Source organism: Micromonospora sp. NPDC049679 (assembly GCF_040659735.1).
GTDB lineage: Bacteria > Actinomycetota > Actinomycetes > Mycobacteriales > Micromonosporaceae > Micromonospora_I.
Genome location: NZ_JBFANZ010000059.1, coordinates 1 through 20,160 on the forward strand (window position 1 = coordinate 1; position 20,160 = coordinate 20,160).

General features: G+C 72.7%; 18 protein-coding genes, 1 tRNA gene and 1 pseudogene. 14 read left to right on the forward strand and 6 right to left on the reverse strand.

The window, feature by feature from the left end; translation table 11 throughout:
• Window positions 1–103 precede the first annotated feature (103 nt).
• The gene (locus tag AB0J06_RS24845) at window positions 104–493 is read right to left on the reverse strand and encodes a VOC family protein (RefSeq protein ID WP_357431837.1); all 390 of its coding nucleotides are present in this window, start codon (window positions 491–493) and stop codon (window positions 104–106) included.
• Between the two features lie 317 nt (window positions 494–810).
• Between AB0J06_RS24845 and AB0J06_RS24850 the strand changes: the two genes are divergently transcribed.
• Both AB0J06_RS24850 and AB0J06_RS24855 read left to right on the forward strand, forming a co-directional pair.
• Entirely contained in the window at window positions 811–2,046 is a 1,236-nt protein-coding gene (locus AB0J06_RS24850; protein ID WP_357431839.1) for a hypothetical protein, read from the forward strand.
• 260 nt (window positions 2,047–2,306) lie between these two features.
• Window positions 2,307–2,429 (forward strand): hypothetical protein, encoded by a 123-nt coding sequence (locus AB0J06_RS24855; protein WP_357431841.1) that lies wholly within the window; start codon window positions 2,307–2,309, stop codon window positions 2,427–2,429.
• 80 nt (window positions 2,430–2,509) lie between these two features.
• On the opposite strand, the gene AB0J06_RS24860 is transcribed toward AB0J06_RS24855, so the two are convergent.
• Together AB0J06_RS24860 and AB0J06_RS24865 are read right to left on the reverse strand one after the other, a co-directional pair.
• Window positions 2,510–2,585: transfer RNA gene (locus tag AB0J06_RS24860), tRNA-Arg, on the reverse strand.
• Between the two features lie 85 nt (window positions 2,586–2,670).
• Window positions 2,671–3,729 carry an alpha/beta hydrolase gene (locus tag AB0J06_RS24865; protein ID WP_357431843.1) on the reverse strand — a complete coding sequence of 353 codons (1,059 nt, stop codon included), beginning with the start codon at window positions 3,727–3,729 and terminating at the stop codon, window positions 2,671–2,673.
• Between the two features lie 100 nt (window positions 3,730–3,829).
• Here AB0J06_RS24865 and AB0J06_RS24870 point away from each other — a divergent pair, with 100 nt between their 5' ends.
• The 9 genes and pseudogenes from AB0J06_RS24870 to AB0J06_RS24910 all read left to right on the forward strand — a co-directional run bounded on the left by AB0J06_RS24870 (window position 3,830) and on the right by AB0J06_RS24910 (window position 13,242).
• The gene (locus AB0J06_RS24870) at window positions 3,830–4,240 is read left to right on the forward strand and encodes a PPOX class F420-dependent oxidoreductase (RefSeq protein WP_357431845.1); all 411 of its coding nucleotides are present in this window, start codon (window positions 3,830–3,832) and stop codon (window positions 4,238–4,240) included.
• 159 nt (window positions 4,241–4,399) lie between these two features.
• Window positions 4,400–5,161: a single-stranded DNA-binding protein gene (locus AB0J06_RS24875; protein WP_357431847.1), complete on the forward strand. Its 762-nt coding sequence runs from the start codon at window positions 4,400–4,402 to the stop codon at window positions 5,159–5,161.
• Between the two features lie 229 nt (window positions 5,162–5,390).
• Window positions 5,391–6,398 carry a cobalamin biosynthesis protein gene (locus AB0J06_RS24880; protein ID WP_357431869.1) on the forward strand — a complete coding sequence of 336 codons (1,008 nt, stop codon included), beginning with the start codon at window positions 5,391–5,393 and terminating at the stop codon, window positions 6,396–6,398.
• Complete coding sequence (locus AB0J06_RS24885; protein ID WP_357431849.1) at window positions 6,395–7,930, forward strand: cobyric acid synthase; 1,536 nt, start codon at window positions 6,395–6,397, stop codon at window positions 7,928–7,930. The genes AB0J06_RS24880 and AB0J06_RS24885 overlap by 4 nt, the downstream gene beginning before the upstream one ends.
• A 77-nt stretch (window positions 7,931–8,007) precedes the next feature.
• Window positions 8,008–8,637 (forward strand): annotated as a pseudogene (locus tag AB0J06_RS24890) (hypothetical protein); the annotation flags it as partial.
• A gap of 63 nt (window positions 8,638–8,700) precedes the next feature.
• Window positions 8,701–9,873, forward strand: coding sequence for a M48 family metallopeptidase (locus AB0J06_RS24895; RefSeq protein WP_357431851.1), 1,173 nt, complete (start codon window positions 8,701–8,703; stop codon window positions 9,871–9,873).
• A gap of 21 nt (window positions 9,874–9,894) precedes the next feature.
• Window positions 9,895–11,259, forward strand: coding sequence for a dipeptidase (locus tag AB0J06_RS24900; protein ID WP_357431853.1), 1,365 nt, complete (start codon window positions 9,895–9,897; stop codon window positions 11,257–11,259).
• Between the two features lie 153 nt (window positions 11,260–11,412).
• Window positions 11,413–11,619, forward strand: a complete 207-nt coding sequence (locus AB0J06_RS24905; protein ID WP_357431855.1) for a hypothetical protein — start codon at window positions 11,413–11,415, stop codon at window positions 11,617–11,619.
• 45 nt (window positions 11,620–11,664) lie between these two features.
• Window positions 11,665–13,242 carry an ATP-dependent DNA ligase gene (locus AB0J06_RS24910; RefSeq protein ID WP_357431857.1) on the forward strand — a complete coding sequence of 526 codons (1,578 nt, stop codon included), beginning with the start codon at window positions 11,665–11,667 and terminating at the stop codon, window positions 13,240–13,242.
• A gap of 6 nt (window positions 13,243–13,248) precedes the next feature.
• On the opposite strand, the gene AB0J06_RS24915 is transcribed toward AB0J06_RS24910, so the two are convergent.
• Together AB0J06_RS24915 and AB0J06_RS24920 are read right to left on the reverse strand one after the other, a co-directional pair.
• Complete coding sequence (locus tag AB0J06_RS24915) at window positions 13,249–13,818, reverse strand: hypothetical protein (protein ID WP_357431858.1); 570 nt, start codon at window positions 13,816–13,818, stop codon at window positions 13,249–13,251.
• A 157-nt stretch (window positions 13,819–13,975) separates the two neighbouring features.
• A complete protein-coding gene (locus AB0J06_RS24920) occupies window positions 13,976–14,788 on the reverse strand; it encodes an SURF1 family protein (RefSeq protein ID WP_357431861.1) in 813 nt (270 codons plus the stop codon).
• A 194-nt stretch (window positions 14,789–14,982) separates the two neighbouring features.
• On the opposite strand from AB0J06_RS24920, the gene AB0J06_RS24925 reads away from it, so the two are divergent.
• Both AB0J06_RS24925 and AB0J06_RS24930 read left to right on the forward strand, forming a co-directional pair.
• Entirely contained in the window at window positions 14,983–16,485 is a 1,503-nt protein-coding gene (locus tag AB0J06_RS24925) for a cobyrinate a,c-diamide synthase (RefSeq protein WP_357431863.1), read from the forward strand.
• Window positions 16,482–17,051 (forward strand): GNAT family protein, encoded by a 570-nt coding sequence (locus tag AB0J06_RS24930; protein ID WP_357431865.1) that lies wholly within the window; start codon window positions 16,482–16,484, stop codon window positions 17,049–17,051. The genes AB0J06_RS24925 and AB0J06_RS24930 overlap by 4 nt, the downstream gene beginning before the upstream one ends.
• A gap of 29 nt (window positions 17,052–17,080) precedes the next feature.
• On the opposite strand, the gene AB0J06_RS24935 is transcribed toward AB0J06_RS24930, so the two are convergent.
• On the reverse strand, window positions 17,081–19,240 hold the full coding sequence (locus tag AB0J06_RS24935) for a transglycosylase domain-containing protein (RefSeq protein ID WP_357431871.1): 2,160 nt from the start codon (window positions 19,238–19,240) through the stop codon (window positions 17,081–17,083).
• A gap of 124 nt (window positions 19,241–19,364) precedes the next feature.
• On the opposite strand from AB0J06_RS24935, the gene cobC reads away from it, so the two are divergent.
• A partial coding sequence (gene cobC / locus AB0J06_RS24940) for an Rv2231c family pyridoxal phosphate-dependent protein CobC (protein WP_357431867.1) occupies window positions 19,365–20,160 on the forward strand: 796 nt, incomplete at its 3' end.

The window sequence follows — 20,160 nt, forward strand, 5'->3', positions numbered from 1 at the left end:
TGTGTTCCGTCAGCGTGGCCGGCCGGCCCGGCCGATGCCGGCCGGAGGTCGCCAGCAGGCCGGGGCCGGGCCGGCGCGGCCCGCTTGCGGGCCGCCTTGATCCTTAAGAAGCCAATTCGGCAACGCGACGCGGTCGAGCCTGTCCCTCCGTCGACTGACGTGCGACACGCGTGCGCCAACTGATCCGCCACGGTCCGCGCGCGGAATGCGGCACTTTCTGCCGGATCAGTCGGGCGCGCTCGGCCATGTCCCAGGGGCCTGGACCGGCCACCCGGATATCGATATGCATACGGTTTTTGGCGGACTTGTCCTCGGGCACCTTGAGGAAACCAATGGCAGGGCCCCGGCCATCCGGGTCGACGATGGACGCGTTGGCGGGATCGTCGAAAACGGATTCCTTGACATAGCCGAGGGCCAGCGCCCAGAAAGCAGCGATCCGCTGGGGATCGTCGGCATCGCATCCCAAGGTCCAAAAAGTCGCCACGGCGCCCACGTACGCGAGCTACGACACGCTGTCATCGGACCTGGGTCTCGCGTACCGCGCGGGCAAGGCGATCACGTCCGGCCGGGTGGCCCGCAGGCAGGGGATCGCCGCCCTGTACCGCATCGTCACCGTGCTGGAGCACCCCAACCACTTCCCGTCCCTGCTGGCCCAGATGCGGCACGTCTTCGGGCACGACGCCCTGACGGTGGTCTGGGCCCTTCCGCGTCCCGGGTTGGCACCTGAACGCCTTCGCCGTGATCCACGCCCGTATAGCGCGTTGATCAACGGGAAGCCTGCGGTGGCGCCGCCATGCGATCATCGGCGCCATGCGGAAGATTGCCCTGACGTTGGTCGCTGTCCTGCTGGCGTCGGGGTGCGCCGGCGAACGCGCCGGCACGAACACCTCGACATCACCCTCGGGACCCTCCGCGACCGCCGCCAACGGGTCGCCCGAAGCCGTCATTACCAACGCGCCGGCACCGGCCTGGCGCCCGGCCACGCTGCCGGAGCTGGCCGGGCCGACCAGCGTGCTGTGGGACGTCGTGTCGGTGGACGCCACGCACGCGTGGGCCGTCGGCAGCGAGGCCTACTCGCCCGAACAGCCGAACGACACCGGCACCCCGTTGATCCTCCAGTGGGACGGGACGCGCTGGGCACGCGCGGCGCTGCCGGCGATCGCGTGGCGCGGCCGGTTCGACCTCGTCGCGGCCGACTCGCCCTCAAACGTCTGGGCGGTCGGCAGCACGGCCGCCGCGGTCCCGGAGGACCAGGTGTCGCACGTCCTGCACTACGACGGGACAGCCTGGCGCGAGGTGCCGTTCCCGCGGGGCAACAGCAAGAGCCACGAGCTGATCACCGGGCTGACCGTCGTGGGTGGACACACCTGGGTGGTGGGCAATCGCCAAAGCCACGTGATCATCGAGCAGTGGGACGGCCGATCCTGGCGGTCGCACCAGTCGCCCGCGGAATGCCGCACCGGCGGCACGTCCTTCGGTGGCATGCCGAACTTCTGCACCTTTACCGCGATCAAGGCCTTTGGCTCGGATGACGTCTGGGCCGCCGGAAACGGCGCGTGGAAGGGGTTCAAGGGCCCGCTGCTCTTCCACTGGAGCGGCTCAGGCTGGCGTACGGTCCAGGTGGGCATCAACGAACAGGAGTCCTCGTTCGAAGCGCTCGCGGGTCGCTCGTCCGACGAGCTGTGGGCGGTCGGCGACAATGGGTTGGCCGTGCGCGGCGGCGGCGGATCCTTCGAGGTGCTCCGGGGCGCGCCGGGTGGCGCGCTGCCCGACGTGGCGACCGACCCGGCCGGACTGCCGTGGCTGATCGAGAACTCCCGAGCGCCGAGCGCGGCGCTCGCCGCGTACAGCACGGGCGCGTGGGTCGGCATGCCCGCGCCGCAGCCGCCGGACGCGGTAGGCATGAGCCTGCACGGGATTGCCGGGACCCCGGGCAGCCCGCTGATGTTCGCGGTGGGCGCGACCGATCTCCCCACCACCCCGCGCTACCTGAGGGCGGTCATGCTCGAGTACGTGCCAGGCCCGTCGACCGAACCGCGCGCCTGACCCGGTCCAATGCGACCGTCCTGGCCGGTTTTGCGGGCTAACGTCGTACGGCGTGTCGCAGCTGACAGCCACCCACTCGGAAGATCGCGCTGGCTGTGCTAGTGCGGCTGCGGGCCACCCTGGGGGTGGAGAGCTCGCCGAGGCGCTCTACACCGACGCGACGGGACTGAGAAATTCTCTGGCTCGACGCCGAGCGGCACGTGGATCTCTACGATGTGGAGCCATCTCATCGGGCCTTGCCCAAATGCACTCATCTCGGCATGACAGGACATTTCGTCGGCGGCTCCTGCCGCATCGGGCTGACGATGAACACCTACGCTCACGTCCTACCGGAGATCGAGCGGGCCGCCGTGGACGAGGCCGCGAAGCACCTCTTCGGGTGACTTGGCTGTACGAATGGCTGTACGGAGGCCGTGGTGATCGTCTCGACCGCGAGCGGAAGGCCGCTGACCTGCGGTGACGATGGCGCGCCCGGCAGGATTCGAACCTGCGGCCTTGGGATTAGAAGTCCCCTGCTCTATCCGCTGAGCTACGGGCGCATCGTGCGACAGAAGATTACCGCCGTCCCCCGCGCGTTCACCGCAACGGGGGACGACGGTCTGGCCAGAGCCGCACCGAGCCTGCTCAGTTGGCCTCCGCCGCGGTGGTGCCGGCGGGTGCCGCGGCCGGCGGGGCGGGCACGACCCGGGTCGGCGCCGGGCCGCCGTCGCCGGCTGCCGACACGACGTCGGTGGGCGCCGGAGGGAGGAAGCCGCCGATCCAGCGGTCCAGTTCGGCGAAGACCCGCTCGCGTACGGCGGCGCCGGAGAGCGTGAGGTCGTGCTTGCCGCCGTCGAACCGGGCCAGCGTGACATGTTGCCCGAGGCGGGGCGCCCAGCGGACGATGTGCTCGACGTCGAGGACGGCGTCGGCGAGCGCGGCGTCGTCGTGCCACTTCGCGCCCTTGAACGTCCGGGTCGAGCAGGCCACCAGCACCGGCGCGGGGATCTGCAGGCCGGCGCGGAGTTGCTGCTGGGCCCGGCGGATCGCGGCCAGCCAGCCGGTGCGCACGGGGAACCCGCCGAGCGGCTTCCACGCCAGGTCGTAGCTCCACTCGCCGCGGTGTTCGGCGTGCAGGCTCTGGCCGTACACCTGGTTCAGCCCGAGCGGCAGGGCCCGCTTCGGTGCCCGGCGACTCAATCGGCTCACCGCCGCAACGAGGGGCCGGCGGATGAACCAGGGGGCGTTGATGTCGAAGAACGGGCTGTTCATGAAGAGTCCGTCGATGATGCCCGCGTCGCGGCGGTTGTGCGCCCAGAGCGCGGTGATCAGGCCGCCGGTGGAGTGGGCGTTGACCAGCATCGTGCTGTTGCCGTCCCGTTCGCGGATGATCTTTGCTGCCGCGTCGAGCTCCGGGAAGTAGTCGCTGAGGTCGAGGCAGAAGTTCGGCGTCTGGTGCGGGAGCAGGCTGCGGCCGTATTTGCGCAGGTCAAGGGCGTAGAAGTCCCAGCCCTGCTCGACGAAGTGATCGGCCATGTGGGTCTGGAAGAAGTAGTCGACGAAGCCGTGCACGTAGAGCACCGCCCGTCCGGTCGGGCGCTCGGCCCGGCGGCGGACCAGCGTCGCGACGACGGGACCTTCGTCGTCGCGGCCGAGGTCGATCGTCTCGCGCTCGTAGGGCGCTCCCAGGATGTCCGGTTCCACGTCACCGACGGTACGCCGTGATGGTTACCCGTGGGTAGTGTCGGCGGCAACGACGTCGTTGCGGGGCGCGGCGCGACCGCGCCGGGCGCAGAATCGACCCATGGATATCGACCGGGCACGGGAATTCGTCCGCAACAACCACCGGGCGGTGCTGGCCACCCACCACCGGGACGGCCGGCTGCAGATGTCGCCGCTGACCGTCGGCTTGGACGACGACGGGCGGGTGATCGTGAGTACGCGGGAGACCGCGGCGAAGGTCCGCAACGTCCTGCGGGACCCGCGCGTGACGCTCTGCGTCACCACGGACCAGTTCTTCGGCGACTGGGTGCAGATCGAGGGGGAGGCGGAGATCGTGCACCTGCCCGAGGCGATGGAGTTGCTGGTCGAGTACTACCGGCGGATCTCGGGGGAGCACCCGGACTGGGACGACTATCGGGCCGCCATGGAGCGCGACCGCCGAGTGATCATGCGCATCGCGATCACCCGTGCCGGCCCCGACGTGCACGGCTGACCGCTCGCCTAGCACCTTTCCGCTTGATCAGGGTCTTTTCCACAGGGGCGTCCGCTGTCCACAGCCCGGCCTGCGACGGTGGCGGCCACCACCGCGCCGCGGCCAGGCTGTCCCGCGAGTCGACTCGGACCCGAATTCCCTGGACCCTGTGGAGAGACGATGTTCGACACGTACGTCACGATCGTGGGCAACGTGCTCACCGCCCCGGAATGGCGGCGCACGACCCAGACCAACACGCTGGTGGCCAACTTCAAGGTCGCCTCGACCGCCCGCCGCCTCGACCGCGAGAACGGCCGCTGGGTCGACGGCAACAGCCTGCGGGTACGGGTCAACTGCTGGCGCAAGCTCGCCGAAGGCGTCGCCTCGTCGGTGATGGTCGGCGACCCCGTCGTGGTCGTCGGCCGGATGTACACGCGGGACTGGGTCGACAGCGAGGGCAACCACCGCACCCTCTACGAGTTGGAGGCCGTCGCGGTCGGGCACGACCTGTCGCGTGGGCGGGGCAAGTTCGTCCGCAATCGTCCCACCATGGCCACCAGCGCGGTCGAGGACGCCGAGGCCGACACGCGGGTGCACGGCGAGGTCACCGAGGCGGTGCCCGACGAGGAGGCGCCCGTCCGCCGCGACGAGCACCTCTTCGACGATGACGGCGACGCCGACTTCGCCGCCCCCTCCGTCGGTCCGCTGGTCGGTTACGACCCCGTCGCGGAGCTACGTGGTGGCGGCGGCTTCGAGACAGCCGAGGAGCCGGTGGGCGACGGAGCCTCGACGTCCGTGGAGGACCTGTCCGAGTTCCCCGACGACCTGACCCTCGAGGCGCCGGCTACCCCCGATGGGTTGGACGCGCCAGCGGGCAAGGCGGACGAGCCGTCGCACCCTCGGCCGCGGCGTGGACGCAGCCGCGCCACTGTGCCCGCCTGACCCCCGGTCGCGCTGCCGCCGGGTGGCGGGGAGGGCGCGGTTGCCCCGCACCTCCCCGCGCCCGGTGCCGTCGCCGTGGGGACCCTTGACCTCTACTCCGGTTGAGGTTGCCGGCGCCGGTCCGTTGCGGTCGTCAACCCGCCCGCCGCTGCGATCGGCGCAGCGGTCACTAGGCTGCGCACGGAGGTGATCAGCTGTGCGGCACGAGGTGCGGCGAACCCGCGTGCGGATGAGGCCCGGCACGGCCACGGCCGCCGGGCTGGTCGCCGGCTACGCGCTCGACGCGCTGCTCGGTGATCCGCGGCGGTTCCATCCCGTCGCGGGCTTCGGGCAGGCGGCGGGCGGGCTGGAACGTCGCCTCTACCGTCCCGATCGCGCCCCGGGCGCGGCCTTCGCCGCGATCGCGGTCGGCGTACCGGTGCTCGTCGCCGTGGCCGCGAGCACCGCGACCCGGCGTCATCCGCTGGCCCGTGCAGCGCTCGTCGCGGCCGGGACGTGGACGGTGCTCGGCGGGCGGACCCTGCGCGGCGAGGCGAACGTGATGGCCCGCGCGCTCAAGGACGGGGACGTCCCCGCGGCCCGGCGTCGCCTCAACCACCTGTGCGGGCGTGACCCGTCGGCGCTGGACGAGCCGGAGCTGGCGCGCGCGACGGTCGAGTCGGTCGCGGAGAACACCTCGGACGCGGTGGTCGCCCCGCTGTTCTGGGGCGCCGTGGCCGGGCTGCCCGGCCTCGTCGGCTACCGGGCCGCGAACACCCTCGACGCGATGGTCGGGCACCGATCGGCGCGGTATGCCCGGTTCGGGACCGCGGCCGCGCGCCTGGACGATCTGCTCAACCTGGTGCCGTCCCGGCTGACCGGGCTGCTCGCCATCGTGGCCGCCCCACTCGTGCACGGCGAGCGGGCCGAGGCGTGGCGGGTCTGGCGGCGGGACCGCAACGACCATCCCAGCCCCAACTCCGGGCAGTGCGAGTCGGCGTTCGCCGGCGCGCTCCGGGTGCGGCTCGGTGGTCGTAACGTCTACTTCGGACGGTCGGAGACCCGCCCGTTCCTCGGCGACGGTCCCCGACCGACCGCGCGGCACATCAAGCGCGCCGCCCGGCTCTCCGGCGCGGTCGGCCTGGGCGCGCTGGGCATCTCCGCCCTCATCGCCGCCATCCCGCGCCCACAAGCCCGACGATGTCGCAGTGACGACAGGTCCCCCGTCCTGCGGATCTTGCGTGGGGGCGGGCGGTGAGCGGGGGACTGCTCGTCGCCGGCACCACCTCCGACGCCGGCAAGAGCGTGCTCACCGCCGGCATCTGCCGGTGGCTGCACCGGCGCGGGGTGAAGGTCGCCCCCTTCAAGGCGCAGAACATGTCCAACAACTCCGCCGTGGTGCTCGACGCGGGGGGCCGGGGCGGGGAGATCGGTCGTGCGCAGGCCATGCAGGCCGCCGCGTGCGGGCTCACCCCCGAGGTGCGCTTCAACCCCGTACTCCTCAAACCCGGCAGTGACCTCTCCAGTCAGGTCGTCGTGCTCGGCGAGGCGGTCAGCACCGTCACCGCGGCCAACTACCGCTCCCTGCGGTCCCAGCTCGCCGGGACGGTCTTCGATACGCTCGCGGAATTGCGCGCCGAATACGACGTGGTGGTCTGCGAGGGCGCCGGCAGCCCGGCCGAGATCAACCTGCGGGCAAACGACTTCGTCAACATGGGGCTGGCCCGCGCCGCCAACCTGCCGACGATCGTGGTCGGCGACATCGACCGGGGTGGCGTGTTCGCCGCGCTCTTCGGCACGCTCGCGCTCCTCTCGCCGCAGGACCAGGCGCTCATCTCCGGCTTCGTCATCAACAAGTTCCGTGGCGATCTCGGACTGCTCCGCCCCGGCCTCGACATGCTGGCCTCGGCGACCGGCCGCCCCACCTACGGGGTGCTGCCGTGGAACCTCGACCTGTGGCTCGACGCCGAAGACTCCCTCGCCTACGGGCAGGTGTTGGGGCGACCGGCCCCGCCGCGCGGCACGGAGTGGTTGCGGGTGGCGGCGGTGCGTCTGCCGCGGATCTCCAACGCCACCGACGTCGAGGCGCTCGCCACCGAGCCCGGTGTGCAGGTGCGGCTCACGGTCGAGCCGGCCGAGATCGCCGGCGCGGACCTCGTCGTGCTTCCCGGCAGCAAGTCCACCGTGGCCGACCTCGCCTGGCTGCGGGAGACCGGCCTCGCCGACGCGGTGCTCGCGCACGCCGCCGCCGGCAAGCCGGTGCTCGGCGTCTGCGGCGGGTTCCAGATGCTCTCCCGCGTGATCCACGACGATGTGGAGAGCGCACGGGGCACGGTGCCCGGCCTGGGACTGCTCCCGGTGGAGATCACGTTCGCCGAGCGCAAGACAGTGACCCGGTCGGCGGGGACCGCGTTCGGATCGCTCCCGGTGGAGGGCTACGAGATCCACCACGGCTACGTCTCCCGGGCCGCCCCGACGCTGTCGCCGTTCCTCGCGTACGGGGACGGTCGCGGTGAGGGGGCCGTCGCCGGGAACGTCTACGGCACGCACTGGCACGGGGCGTTCGAGTGCGACGAGTTCCGGCGCCGGTTCCTGGGCGAGTCGGCACGGCTCGCCGGTCGGCACGGATTCGACCTCGCCCCGGACACGTCCTTCGCGGCGGCCCGCGAGGGCGCCCTCGATCTCCTCGGTGACCTGGTCGAGGAACATCTCGACACCGACGCCCTCTGGCGCCTCATCGAGTCCGGCCCGCTTCCCGGGCTGCCGTTCGTGCCCCCGGGCGCCCCGTAGCCGCCGCCGGTCGCGCGGATCCTGCTCGCCCCGGGCCGCGCTCGGCCGCACGACCAGCGGGGGTTAGCGTCGGGAGTGTGGGGGCGGTGGTCGAGACGTACGCGGGGCTCGCCCAACAGGTGCTCGCCGGGCCGCCGCGGCTCGGCCGTACGCGGCTGGTCGCCGTCGACGGGCCGAGCGGCGCCGGCAAGACGATCTTCGCGGAGCGCCTCGCCGCCGCCCTGGACGGGGCGCCGCTCGTGCACACCGACGACCTGCTCGACGGCTGGGCCGATCAGTTCACGTTCTGGCCGCGACTCGAGGAATGGGTCCTCGGGCCGCTGCGCGCGGGGCGGCCGGGCCGCTACCGACGGTACGACTGGCACCGCCACCGGTTCGTTCCGGAGTGGAGGGCCGTGCCACCCGCCCCGGTCGTCATCCTCGAAGGGGTCGGCGTGGCCCGCGCCGCGATCCGACCGGAGTTGACCCTCGCCGTCTTCGTGGACGCCCCGGCGCAACTGCGGCTGGACCGCGCGCTGGCGCGCGACGGTGCCGCGCTCCTGCCGTACCTGGAGCAATGGCGGCGCGGTGAGGACGTGCACTTCCGCGCGGACGCGACCGCCCACCGCGCCGACCTGGTCGTCGACGGTGCACCCGACGCGCCGCATGTGCCGGCGCTGCAGTACGTCCGGCTCGCGGTCGCCGGATCTTGGGCCGACCGGGCGTAGACGGGACACGGACACTGCGGCACGATCGGCGGGTAACCGCAGCACGAGTCCGGGGAGTGCGGCATGACCACAGGTGACCAGGGCACGGTGCCGGCCCGGCGACGGGTGGTGCTGACCGGGATCAGCTCGCGGGCCTGGGAGCACCCGGCCGACCGGGGCGCGCTGACCGCGCTGCGTGAGCTGCGTGGCTTCGACGACGTGGTCAAGGCGTTCTTCGGCATGTGGAACGAGCGCGGCTTCCGACTGTCGTACCTCGCCTCGGCGATCCGGGTCGACGACCGGCAGTATCCCCGCGTCTACCAGCGCTTCGCGGAGGCGGCCAGCGCGCTCGACATCCCCGAGCTGCCGGAGCTCTACGTGACCCAGTCGCCCTGGCTCAGCGCCGAGGCGATCGGGATGGAACGGCCGTTCATCGTCGTCAACAGCGCGTGCGTGCAGCAGCTCGACGACGACGAGCTGCGCGCGCTGCTCGGCCACGAGCTCGGACACGTCCGCAGCGGCCACTCCGTGTACAAGACGATTCTCATCATCCTCACCCGGTGGGCCGCCAACCTGAGCTGGCTGCCGGTCGGCGCGCTGGCACTGCGGGCGATCATCGCGGCGATGCTCGAATGGTGGCGCAAGGCCGAGCTCTCCGCCGACCGTGCCGGCCTGCTCGCCGGGCAGGACCCGGCCGCCTCGCTGCGGCTGCTGATGAAGCTGGCCGGCGGCGGCGACCTGTCCCAGATCGACACGGCGGCGTTCCTGGAGCAGGCCGCCGAGTACGAGGGCGGTGGCGACCTGCGGGACAGCCTGCACAAGATCCGTATGACCGCCTGGAGCACGCATCCCGTGCCGGTCGCCCGTGCGGCGCATCTGCGGCAGTGGATCGACGACGGCGGCTACGGGCGGGTGCTCGCCGGGGACTATCCACGGCGCGAGGACGACGGCAACGCCTCGGTCTCCGAGGAGATCAAGGCGGCCGCGGCGTCCTACCGGGATGCGTTCGGCCGCTCGCAGGACCCGCTCGTCGGGCTGTTGCGCCGCCTCGGTGACGGGGCCACCGACGTCGGCGAGTGGGCCGGCGGCCACGCCGGACGGGCCCGCGCCTGGATGGGGGCGGCGGGGGAGGCGGCCGCCCGGGCCGCGGGCGAGGCCGCCGCGCGCGCCGGCGGCAAACCCCGACGTACGGGGACAGCCGGCGACAACGGTGGCAACGGCGCTGCCCCGGAGGGATCCGACGGCAGCGACCAGTAAGGGCGGCTTACGATCGCGGTCATGACCGCACCCACCTTCACCGAGTCCGAGCTGCGTGCCGCGATCGAGCGCGAACTGCCGGGCGTCCGCGCCGACCTCGAGCGCCTGGTCCGGATTCCGAGCATCGCGTTCGACGGCTTCGACCACTCGCACGTCGAGCGTTCCGCCGAGGCGGTCGCCGAGTTGCTCCGCGGCTGCGGGCTCGACGTCCAGTTCGCGCGCTCCGGCGGGCAGCCCGCGGTGATCGGCCGCAAGCCGGCGCCGCCCGGCGCTCCGACCGTGCTGCTCTACGCGCACCACGACGTCCAGCCGGTCGGCGACCTCTCGCTCTGGGAGAGCGACCCGTTCGAGCCGGTCGAGCGGGACGGGCGGCTCTACGGTCGCGGCGCCGCCGACGACAAGGCGGGCATCATGGCGCACATCGCGGCGCTGCGGGCGTTCGGCGACGCGCTGCCGGTCGGTGTGGTCCTGTTCATCGAGGGCGAGGAGGAGTTCGGCTCCGACTCGCTGGAGCGGCTGCTCGCCGAATACCGCGACGAGATCGCCTCGGACGTCATCGTGATCGCCGACTCCGCCAACTGGGATGTCGGCGTGCCAGCCCTGACCACCTCGCTGCGCGGGCTCATCAACTGCTTCGTCGAGGTGCGCGTGCTCTCGCACGCCGTGCACAGCGGCATGTTCGGTGGCGCCGTACCCGATGCGCTGACCGCGCTTTCCCGCCTGCTCGCCACGCTGCACGACGACGCCGGGGACGTCGCCGTCGACGGGCTGTTCGGCCGGACCGGCGCCACGGTCGACTACCCGGAGGAGCGGCTGCGCGGCGAGGCCGGCCTGGTGGACGGGGTCTCTTTCCTCGGCACCGGCCGGTTGACCGACCGGATCTGGACCAAGCCCGCGCTCGCCGTGCTCGGCATCGACGCGCCCCGCACGGCCGAGGCCCCGAACGCGCTGGTGCCGGCGGCCAAGGCCAAGCTGAGCCTGCGGCTGGCGCCGGGCGACGACCCCAAGCGGGCGTACGCGGCACTCGTCGCGCACCTGGAGAAGAACGCGCCGTGGGGCGCCCAGGTCGACGTGATCTTCGAGCACGACGGGTGGCCGTGCGTGATCGACGCGTCCGGGCCGATGTACGACGCGGCCCGCGCCGCCTTCCGGACAGCATGGGACGGGGTCGACGCGGTGGACATGGGGGTGGGCGGCTCGATCCCGTTCATCGCCACGTTCCAGGAGATGTTCCCGCAGGCGGCGATCCTGGTGACCGGCGTGGAGGATCCGCACTCGCGGGCCCATGGCCCGAACGAGAGCCTGCACCTGGGAGAGTTCGCCCGGGTCTGCCTCGCGGAGGCGCTCCTGCTCGCCAAGGTCGCCGAGGTCGGCAAGCCCGCCTGACGCCCTTTCCCCGTCGATCAAGGGCATGTTCGCACGCGTTGATCTCTATCCGTGTGAATACGGCCTTGATCGACGGGGAAGTCCTTGATCGACCGGGTGAAAACGGGGCGGAAATGACGCGGAGTGTCGGTGGGGTGCGGTAGGCTTTCGAACATGAGTACGAATGAAGCCATCGCGCGGCTGGGTGCCGCCGTCAGTGCTCTGGGGGACGTCGACGTCTCCGCGTGGTCCGACGACGCGCTCCGGGCGCAGCTCGGCGAGCTGTCCCTGGCGCTCTGCGCGCTCGACACGCTTCTCTCCCGGGTGGCCGACGACGTGCGCGCCCGCGGGCTGCGCATCGAGGAGCCGATCGCCGCGTAACGGCGGACGCCACGCTGTGTCGGAGGTGGCTGTCAGGATGGGCCCGTGCGGTTCATCGACCTGGCGGCCACCTCGGCCGCCGTGACAGCGACCTCCGGCCGGCGCGCCAAGGTCGAGCTGCTCGCCGCGGCGCTCCGTGACCTCGCGCCCGACGAGATCGCGGCCGGTTCGGCCTACCTCGCGGGCGAGCTGCGCCAGCGGCAGACCGGGGTCGGCTACGCCAGCCTTCGCGACCTGCCACCGCCCGCCACCGGGCCGACCCTGACCGTCGGCGCCGTCGATGCGGCGGTCGCCGAGCTCGCCGTGGTCGCCGGCCCCGGCTCGCAGGCCCGCCGGCGCGAGCTGCTCGGCGCGCTCTTCGCGGCGGCGACGCCGGAGGAGCAGCGGCTGCTGGTCGGGCTCTTCAGCGGCGAGCTGCGCCAGGGGGCGCAGGCCGGGCTGCTCGCCGACGCGATCGCCCGCGCCGCCGACGTCCCGGTGACGGCCGTGCGTCGGGCGTTGCTCCTCGCCGGTGACCTGAAGGCGGTCGCCGTGGCCGCGCTGAGCGGCGGCCCCGCCGCGCTCGGCGAGTTCGCCCTCCAGGTGGGTCGGCCGCTCGCGCCGATGCTCGCCCAGAGCGCGCCCTCGGTGGATGAGGCGCTGCTCGCCACCGGCACGCCCGCGACCGTCGACGTCAAGCTCGACGGCATCCGCATCCAGGTGCACCGCTCCGGGGACGACGTCGCCGTCTTCACCCGCAGCCTCGACGAGATCACCCCCCGCCTGCCCGACGTGGTGGCCGCGGTCCGTGCCCTCCCCGCGCGGGAGCTCGTCCTCGACGGGGAGGCGATGGCGCTCGACGCGACGGGGCGGCCCCGCCCCTTCCAGGAGACGTCCAGCCTCGCCGCGACGAGAGGGGCGCGCCGGAAGGCGGGGGCGGCGCTCACCCACACCGCGCCCGGCGGATCGGGCGGGCCGGGCAGCACGCTCACGCCGTACTTCTTCGACCTGCTCCACCTCGACGGCGTCGACCTGCTCGACGCGCCCGGCCGCGACCGGTGGGCGGCCCTGGCCGACGCTCTCCCGCCGGAGCTGCTGGTCGGCCGGGTTGCCGTCGACAACGCCGAGGCGGCCGCCGCGGCCTTCGCGGCCGCGATCGACGCCGGGCAGGAAGGCGTGGTGGTGAAGTCTCCGGACGCGCCGTACGACGCTGGTCGGCGCGGGACGGCCTGGGTGAAGGTCAAACCCCGGCACACCCTCGACCTGGTCGTGCTCGCGGTGGAGTGGGGGAGCGGGCGGCGGCGTGGCTGGCTCTCCAACCTCCACCTGGGCGCACGGGACCCGGAGCGCGGCGGGTTCGTCATGCTGGGCAAGACGTTCAAGGGGCTCACCGACGAGCTGTTGCGCTGGCAGACCGAGCGGTTCCTGGAGCTGGCGGTGGAGCGGGGCGACTACGTGGTGCGGGTACGCCCGGTGCAGGTGGTCGAGATCGCGTTCGACGGCGTGCAGAGCAGTTCCCGCTATCCGGGCGGGCTCGCGCTGCGGTTCGCGCGGGTGGTGCGCTACCGCGACGACAAGACCGCCGCCGAGGCGGACACCACCGACGCCGTACGGGCGATCCACAGTGGCCGGATCAGCGGCTGATCGCGGCTAGAGGGCGGCCAGCGAGCGTACGTAGTTGACCTGCTGGTGGATGTGCTGCACCTGGGCCTGGGTGGTGACCGGGATGCGGGCGACGTACTGCCGCGTCCCGTTCGTCACCGTGACCTGCACCGTGCCGCGGTGGATCGTCTGCTTCACCAGCAGGAAGAGCAGGCTGAGGATCGTCACCACGCAGAACCCGAGGATGGCCATCACCACCGCCCAGGTCGGCGTCTTCTGCTCGCTCTGCCAATAGTCCGCGACGTGCCATGTCGAGCCGGCCAGCGGGATGTCCCCGGCCGGTGTCCGCGCCAGCGAGGAGGTGACCCCGATCTCGCCGATCTGCGCGACCACCGGTCCGATGAACGGATCGCCGCCCCCGCCGCTGACCGGGGGATACCAGCCCGCACCGCTGGTCGCCGGCGGCGGCGCGGCGGGCGGCGGCGCGGCGGGCGGGAAACCGGCGGGCAGGGGCGCGGGGACGGTCCATGGATCGGCCGGCGGCGGGACCTGCCCACCGGGTCCGGCCGTCCCGCCCGCTCCGCCGGATGGCAGCGGCAGCGTGGGGTCGACGCTCATGCGGGCACCCTAACCCGCCGTGCTCCGATCGGCTGGCAACGCCGGCGTTGACGTGATCATGACGTGTCGTCAGGAGTGCGGGCGTGCCGCGCGCCAACTCATGATCGCCCGGAATCGCCCGGAATCGCCCGGAACCGGCCGGGAGACGGCGGAACGGTCAGGGGACCGGGGTGGGTTCGGCGGCGCGGTCCAGCGGCTTCTCACGGCCCGGCCGACCACCGTGCGCCTCGCGCCGGGCCACCCAGCCGAACCCGACCAGCGCCATCACCGCGAAGATCCACCACTGCACCACGTAACCGCCGTTCTGCCAGTTGTTCTGGTGCACGACGGGGATCGGTACGAAGGCCGGATCGGCCGGCGGGGTCTGGGTGTCGAGCAGCAGGTAGGCCCCGTAGACCGGGTAGGGAAGCTGACCGGCGATCCGGGGTACGGCGACGCGCCGCGTCTCCAGCCGGCCCTCCCGCCGCTCGACCCGGTCCGGGCCGCTCTCCGAGAGGTGCACCCGGCCGACCACGGTCACCTCGCCGCCCGGCGCCGCGGGCACCTCCGGCTGCGCCATCGCCCCACCACTGCGCGCGGGCGGCACCCAGCCCCGGTCGACGAGGACGGCGGAGCCGTCCGCGAGCACCAGCGGGGTCAGCACCTCGTACCCCACCTGGCCCTCGACCGTACGGCTGCGGACCAGGATCACGTTCGCGCTGTCGTACCGGCCGGTCGCCGTGACGCGCGACCAGGCCGTGTCGGCCGGCGGCGGTGGACCGGCGGCGCCCGCCGTGCGGCCCGGCGCGGGCAGCACCCGTGCCACCTCGGCCGGAGTCGTGCCGCTCGACGCGTCGATCCGCTCGTTGATCGAGCTGCGCTGGCGGTAGCGATCCAACTGCCAGTTGCCGAGCAGGACCATCACCATGGCCGCCGCCAGGGTCAGCGCGAGATAGCCCAGCCAGCGGGGGGACAGCAGGAACCGGTACACACCAGGGAGGTTACCGCTGTCCGCCGGGCCACCATCCCGGTGGCCGCATCTGCGGCAGTCGCGCGATCGTCGTACCGGGTATCGTGCCCCGCGACGGATCGACCCTCGTGTCGGGCCGTCGCGCTGTCCCGCCCCCCCGTTCCGGACCGCACCGTCCAGTCCGGCCACCCTCTCGTCCCCCGGAGGAGCTGCCGATGACCGCCGTTCCGCGCCTGGTCGTGAGCGCACCGTCGTCGGGGCATGGCAAGACCGCGGTCGCGGTCGGTTTGCTGGCCGCCTGCGCCGCCCGCGGAATCACCGTGGCCGGGTTCAAGATCGGTCCCGACTACACCGACGCCGCCTACCTCGGGCTGGCCGCCCGGCGGCCGGGCCGCAACCTCGACCCGCAGCTGGTCGGCGCCGAACGCATCGGCCCGCTCTTCGCGCACGGTTCGGCGGGAGCCGACCTCGCCGTGATCAAGGGCACGATGGGGCTGTTCGACAGCCTTGCCGGCCGCGCGGAGACCGATTCGACGGCGACGGTCGCCGCCGCGCTGCGGGCGCCGGTCATCCTGGTGCTCGACGTCTCCGCGATGGGACAGTCGGTCGCCGCGGTCGTGCACGGCTTCCGCGCCTACGACGAGGTGCTCTCACTGGGCGGGGTGATCCTCAACAAGGTCGCCTCCGACCGGCACGAGCAGCTGCTCCGCGAGGCCCTCGACGACATCGGCACGCCCGTGCTCGGCGTGCTGCGCCGCCGGGACCTCGCCGCCGCGCTTCCGTCCCGTCAGCACGGGGTGATGCCGGTGGCGCACCGCAGCATCGAGGCGTCGCGGGCGGTGCGTCGGCTCGGCGAGTCCGTCGGCGCGGCGGTCGATCTCGACCGGATCCTCGCCCTCGCCCGCTCCGCGCCGCAGCTGCCGGTCGAGCCGTGGTCGTCCGGCGAGAGCGATCCGGGGGAGCCGGGCGGGCGCCGTCCGGTCGTCGCGGTCGCCGGCGGCCCGGCGATGCCCTACGCGTACGCCGAGACCGCCGAGCTGCTCGCCGCCGCCGGCGCGACCGTGGCGCCGGTCGATCCACTGCGCGACGAGGCCCTACCCGAGGGGACCGACGCGCTCGTCATCGGCGGCGCGCTCCCCGAGTCGTACGCGGAGGAGCTCTCCGCCAACCGCCGGCTCTGCGCCGCCGTCGCCGAGCTGGCCCGCTCCGGTGCGCCCGTGCTCGCCGAGGGGACGGGACTGTTGTGGCTGGCACGGGAGTTTGACGGCCGGCCGATGTGCGGGGTCCTCGACGTGACCGGGGTGAGCATGGACCAGACCGTGGTGGGATACCGCGAGGCGACCGCCCGGGCGACGACCGCGGTGGCGCAGTCCGGCACCCGGCTGGTCGGTTACAAGCAGCACCGTGGCGTGGTGATCCCGCGTGCCGGGCAGACCCCGGCGTGGAGCTGGGGCAGTGGCGCGGCGGAGGGGTTCGTCTGGCGCCGGGTGCACGCCTCGCAGCTCGCGCTGCACTGGGCCGGCGTGCCGGGGATCGCCCGCCGGCTGGTCGCCGCCGCCGCCGTTGCGCTGCCCGCGCCGGTGCCGCCGTCGGCCGTCGCGCCGACCGCCCCGTCGGCGCCGGCCCCGTTGGAACCCGCCCCGACGCCGTCCACCCCGGCCGTGCCGGCGCAGGCCCCGCCCGGTCGAGGCGCAGACGCCGAGGACGTGGAGGCATGAGCGGACATGTCGCCCTGCGGAGATTCCCCACGCTGACCGTCTCGACGCCGCGGGTCCACGTCCGGCCACTGCAGGCGGCGGACGCCGACGCGGTGGCCAAGATCTTCGCGGACAAGCAGACCCAGCGGTGGCTGCCGTTCCCGCAGGAATACGGGCCGATCGAAGGGCTCGCCTGGTGCACCGAGATGGCGAAGGAACGCCGGGACAGCGGCACCGGCGACCACTACGGGGTGGTCCGGCGTGAGGACGACCAGTTGGTGGGCTCCCTCTGGACCAAGCGCACCGACTGGGTGGCCCGGGTCACCGAGATCGCGTACGCCATGGCGCCGGAGGCGCGCGGCTTCGGGGTGGCCGCCGAGGCGGCGGACGCGCTCGCCATCGCGCTGATCCTGGAGCACGGCTTCCAGCGCATCGAGCTGCGGGTGGCCCCGGGCAACACGGCCTCGCGGCGGGTGGCCGAGAAGGCCGGGTTCACGTACGAGGGGCTGTTGCGCAACGCGGGCCACGTGCACTCGGGGCGGGTGGATCTGGAGGTCTGGTCGTTCGTCGCGGCCGACCTGCGCTGAGGGCGCGTTCGCGTGGCACGGAGAGCCCCTCACTCCCCGCCGACCATCGTGCTGGACGGCGGGACGAACTGACGGACCGGTTGGCCCTTGAGCGCGTCCTTGAGCGTGTGCGCCACCGCGTCGACCGGGATCTTCGACTGCCCGTCACCGACGGCGTTGAACGGGTTGTCCGGGTCGGCCGCGAAGCTCGCGGCCGCGAGCTCGGGGGTGTAGCCGACGAACCAGGCGGACCGGGTGCTGTCGGTCGTACCCGTCTTGCCGGCCACCGGGCGACCCGCCGTGCCGCGCACGCTGTCGGCCGTGGACCAGCCACCGCATCCGCCCCGCGCCGGCCGGTCCCCGGTCGGGCAGCGGGCGGCGTCGGTCGCGGCGCGGGCGACATCGGGGGAGAAGACCTGCTTGCACTTCGGATCGGCCACCGGCGTCGCCGTGCCGTCCTTCCTGCTGTACATCGCCGGGCCGCCCTCCGGGGTGGTGATCGAGATGACCGGTGAGGCGTCGCAGTAGCGGCCGTCCGCGGCGATGGCCGCGTACGCGTTCGCCATCTCCAGCGGGGTGACGTCCGACGTGCCGAGGGTGAACGCGCCCCAGTTCTTGGCATTGGCGGGCAGCGCGTTCCACTTGTCCACCTTCGTGCGCCACTCCAGGCCGAGCTGCTCCGCCATCCGGACCACCTTGTCCGCGCCGACCTTCTCCTCCAGCTGCACGAAGTATGTGTTGACCGATTTGCCGAATCCGGACCACATCGCGTGTCGGCCGGTCATCGCGCCGCTGGCGTTGGTCGGGCACCAGCGGTCGCCGCACATGTTCCCCTCGCCGCCGTCATAGATCGACTTGTATCGGAACGGCGAGTCGTACGAGGTCGACAGCGGCATCCCCGCGTCGAGCGCGGCGAGCATGGTGAACATCTTGAAGGTCGATCCGGCCTGGTAGCCAGGGAGGTCCCCGCCGCCGAGCAGCGGCACCACCGTGTTCGGGTAGTTGCCCTTCATTTTCTGTTTACGCAGCTCAGGGATGGAGTGCATCGGGTTCCTGCCCTGGTCGAGCGAGTAGACGCGGTTGACCGCCATCGCCTTGACCCGCCCCGTGCCCGGCTCGGAGAGCACGAGCCCGTACGCGAAGGGGCTGCCGATCGCCGCGTTGGCCCCGATGTTGTTTTCGGCGATCTCCTGCATCTTCGGGTCGATCGAGGTCACCACCGTGTAGCCGCCCCGGCGCAGCTTGTCCTCGCGTTCCCGGGCGTTGCCGCCGAACGCCGGCTGGCTGGTCCACCAGTTCTTGAAGTAGTCGCAGAAGAAGCCCCAGCTGTTGATCTTCTTCGGGATGGAGACGCAGTCGCTCGGTGGCGTGGTGAGTTTCAGCTTGATGGGTTCGGCCTTGGCCCGTGTCACGGCGTCCGGTGAGAGGTAGCCGAGGCCGGCCATCCGTTCGATCACGTAGTTGCGCCGCTCCGTGGCGGCCTGACGGTCCGAGGTCGCCGGGTCGTACTCCGACGGCGACTTCACCAGTCCGGCCAGGGTGGCCGCCTCGGTGAGGGTGAGGTCCCTGGGGTGCTTCGAGAAGAAGACCTCCGAGGCGGCGTAGATGCCGTACGCGCGGTGCCCGAAGTACGCCGAGTTGAGGTAGCGCTCCAGAATCTGGCTCTTCGGCATGCGCTTCTCGACCTCCATGGAGAGGCGCATCTCCCGGACCTTGCGCGCGGTGGTCTGTTGGGTGGCCTGCTGGGCCTCCAGCGGCGTCTCCGCGCCGTCGCGCAGCGCCATCCGCACGTACTGCATCGTCAGGGTCGATCCGCCCTGGGACACCCCGCCGGCCTGCGAGTTCGCCACGAAGGCCCGACCGATGCCCTTGGCGTCGACGCCGTTGTGGGAGTAGAAGCGGGAGTCCTCGGAGGCGACGATCGCCTGCTGGATGAAGGGGGACAGTTCGTTGAGCGTCATGTACCGGCGGTATTCCTCGTAGAAGATCGCCAGCGGGGTCGTCCCGTCCGCGGCGTAGACGTAGCTGGTCCGGGCCGGGGAGAACGACTGCAGCTCGGCGGGCCAGGCGATCTCGCCGGTGGTGACCTTGGCGCCGAGCCCGCCGAGCGCGGCGAGCGGATAGGTGACGGCGGCGAGGACGACGCCGGCGATGAGTCCCGCGCGGAAGAGGGGAACGAGGCGACCAGTGGCGCCGAAGGTGCGCTTCATCACCACCTAAAGCTATGACATAACGACTTAAAGGAGGATTGGAAATGGGCGAGTAGGACTCATGTTCTGGGCGGTGGGCCACCCGCCGTCGGTTCCTTTCCGCGCGGCCAGGGATGATCGCCCCATGCGGGGGTACGGCGACTCGGGGGACGACGACACCGCCTTGGGCCACCACGGCGACGCCGAGGTGGCGCCCGGGCTGGTGGATCTGGCGGTCAACGTCCGGCGGGCCCCGATGCCGCCCTGGTTGTCCGCTCCGCTCGCGGCGAGCCTGCACGAACTCGCCAGTTACCCCCGACCGGAGCCCGCGCGCGCCGCCGTCGCGGAACGCCACGGCCGCCCCACCGACGAGGTGCTGCTCACCGCGGGCGCCGCCGAGGGATTCGTCCTGCTCGCCCAGGCGCTGCGCGGCGCGCGCCGACCGGTCGTCGTGCATCCGCAGTTCACCGAGCCCGAGGCGGCGCTGCGGCACGCCGGGCACCGGGTGGAACGGGTGCTGCTCGACGCCGGGGACGGTTTCGCGCTGGCGCCCGAACGGGTGCCGGCCGACGCGGACCTGGTCTTCGTCGGCAACCCCACCAATCCGACCTCGGTGCTGCACCCCGCCGCGACGCTCGCCGCGCTCGCCCGCCCCGGCCGCGTCCTCGTCGTCGACGAGGCCTTCGCCGACACGACGTACGCGCCGGGGGTCGCGGGCGAGCCCGAGTCGCTGGCCGCCCGGCGCGACCTGCCCGGGTTGGTGGTGGTGCGCAGCCTCACCAAGACCTGGGCGCTCGCCGGGCTGCGCATCGGTTACCTGCTCGGCCCCGCCGACCTGCTCCGCCGGCTCGCGGCCGTACAGCCGCTCTGGGCCGTCTCCACCCCGGCCCTGGCCGCCGCCGCGGCCTGCGCGAGCCCGACCGCCGTCGCGGCCGAGCGGG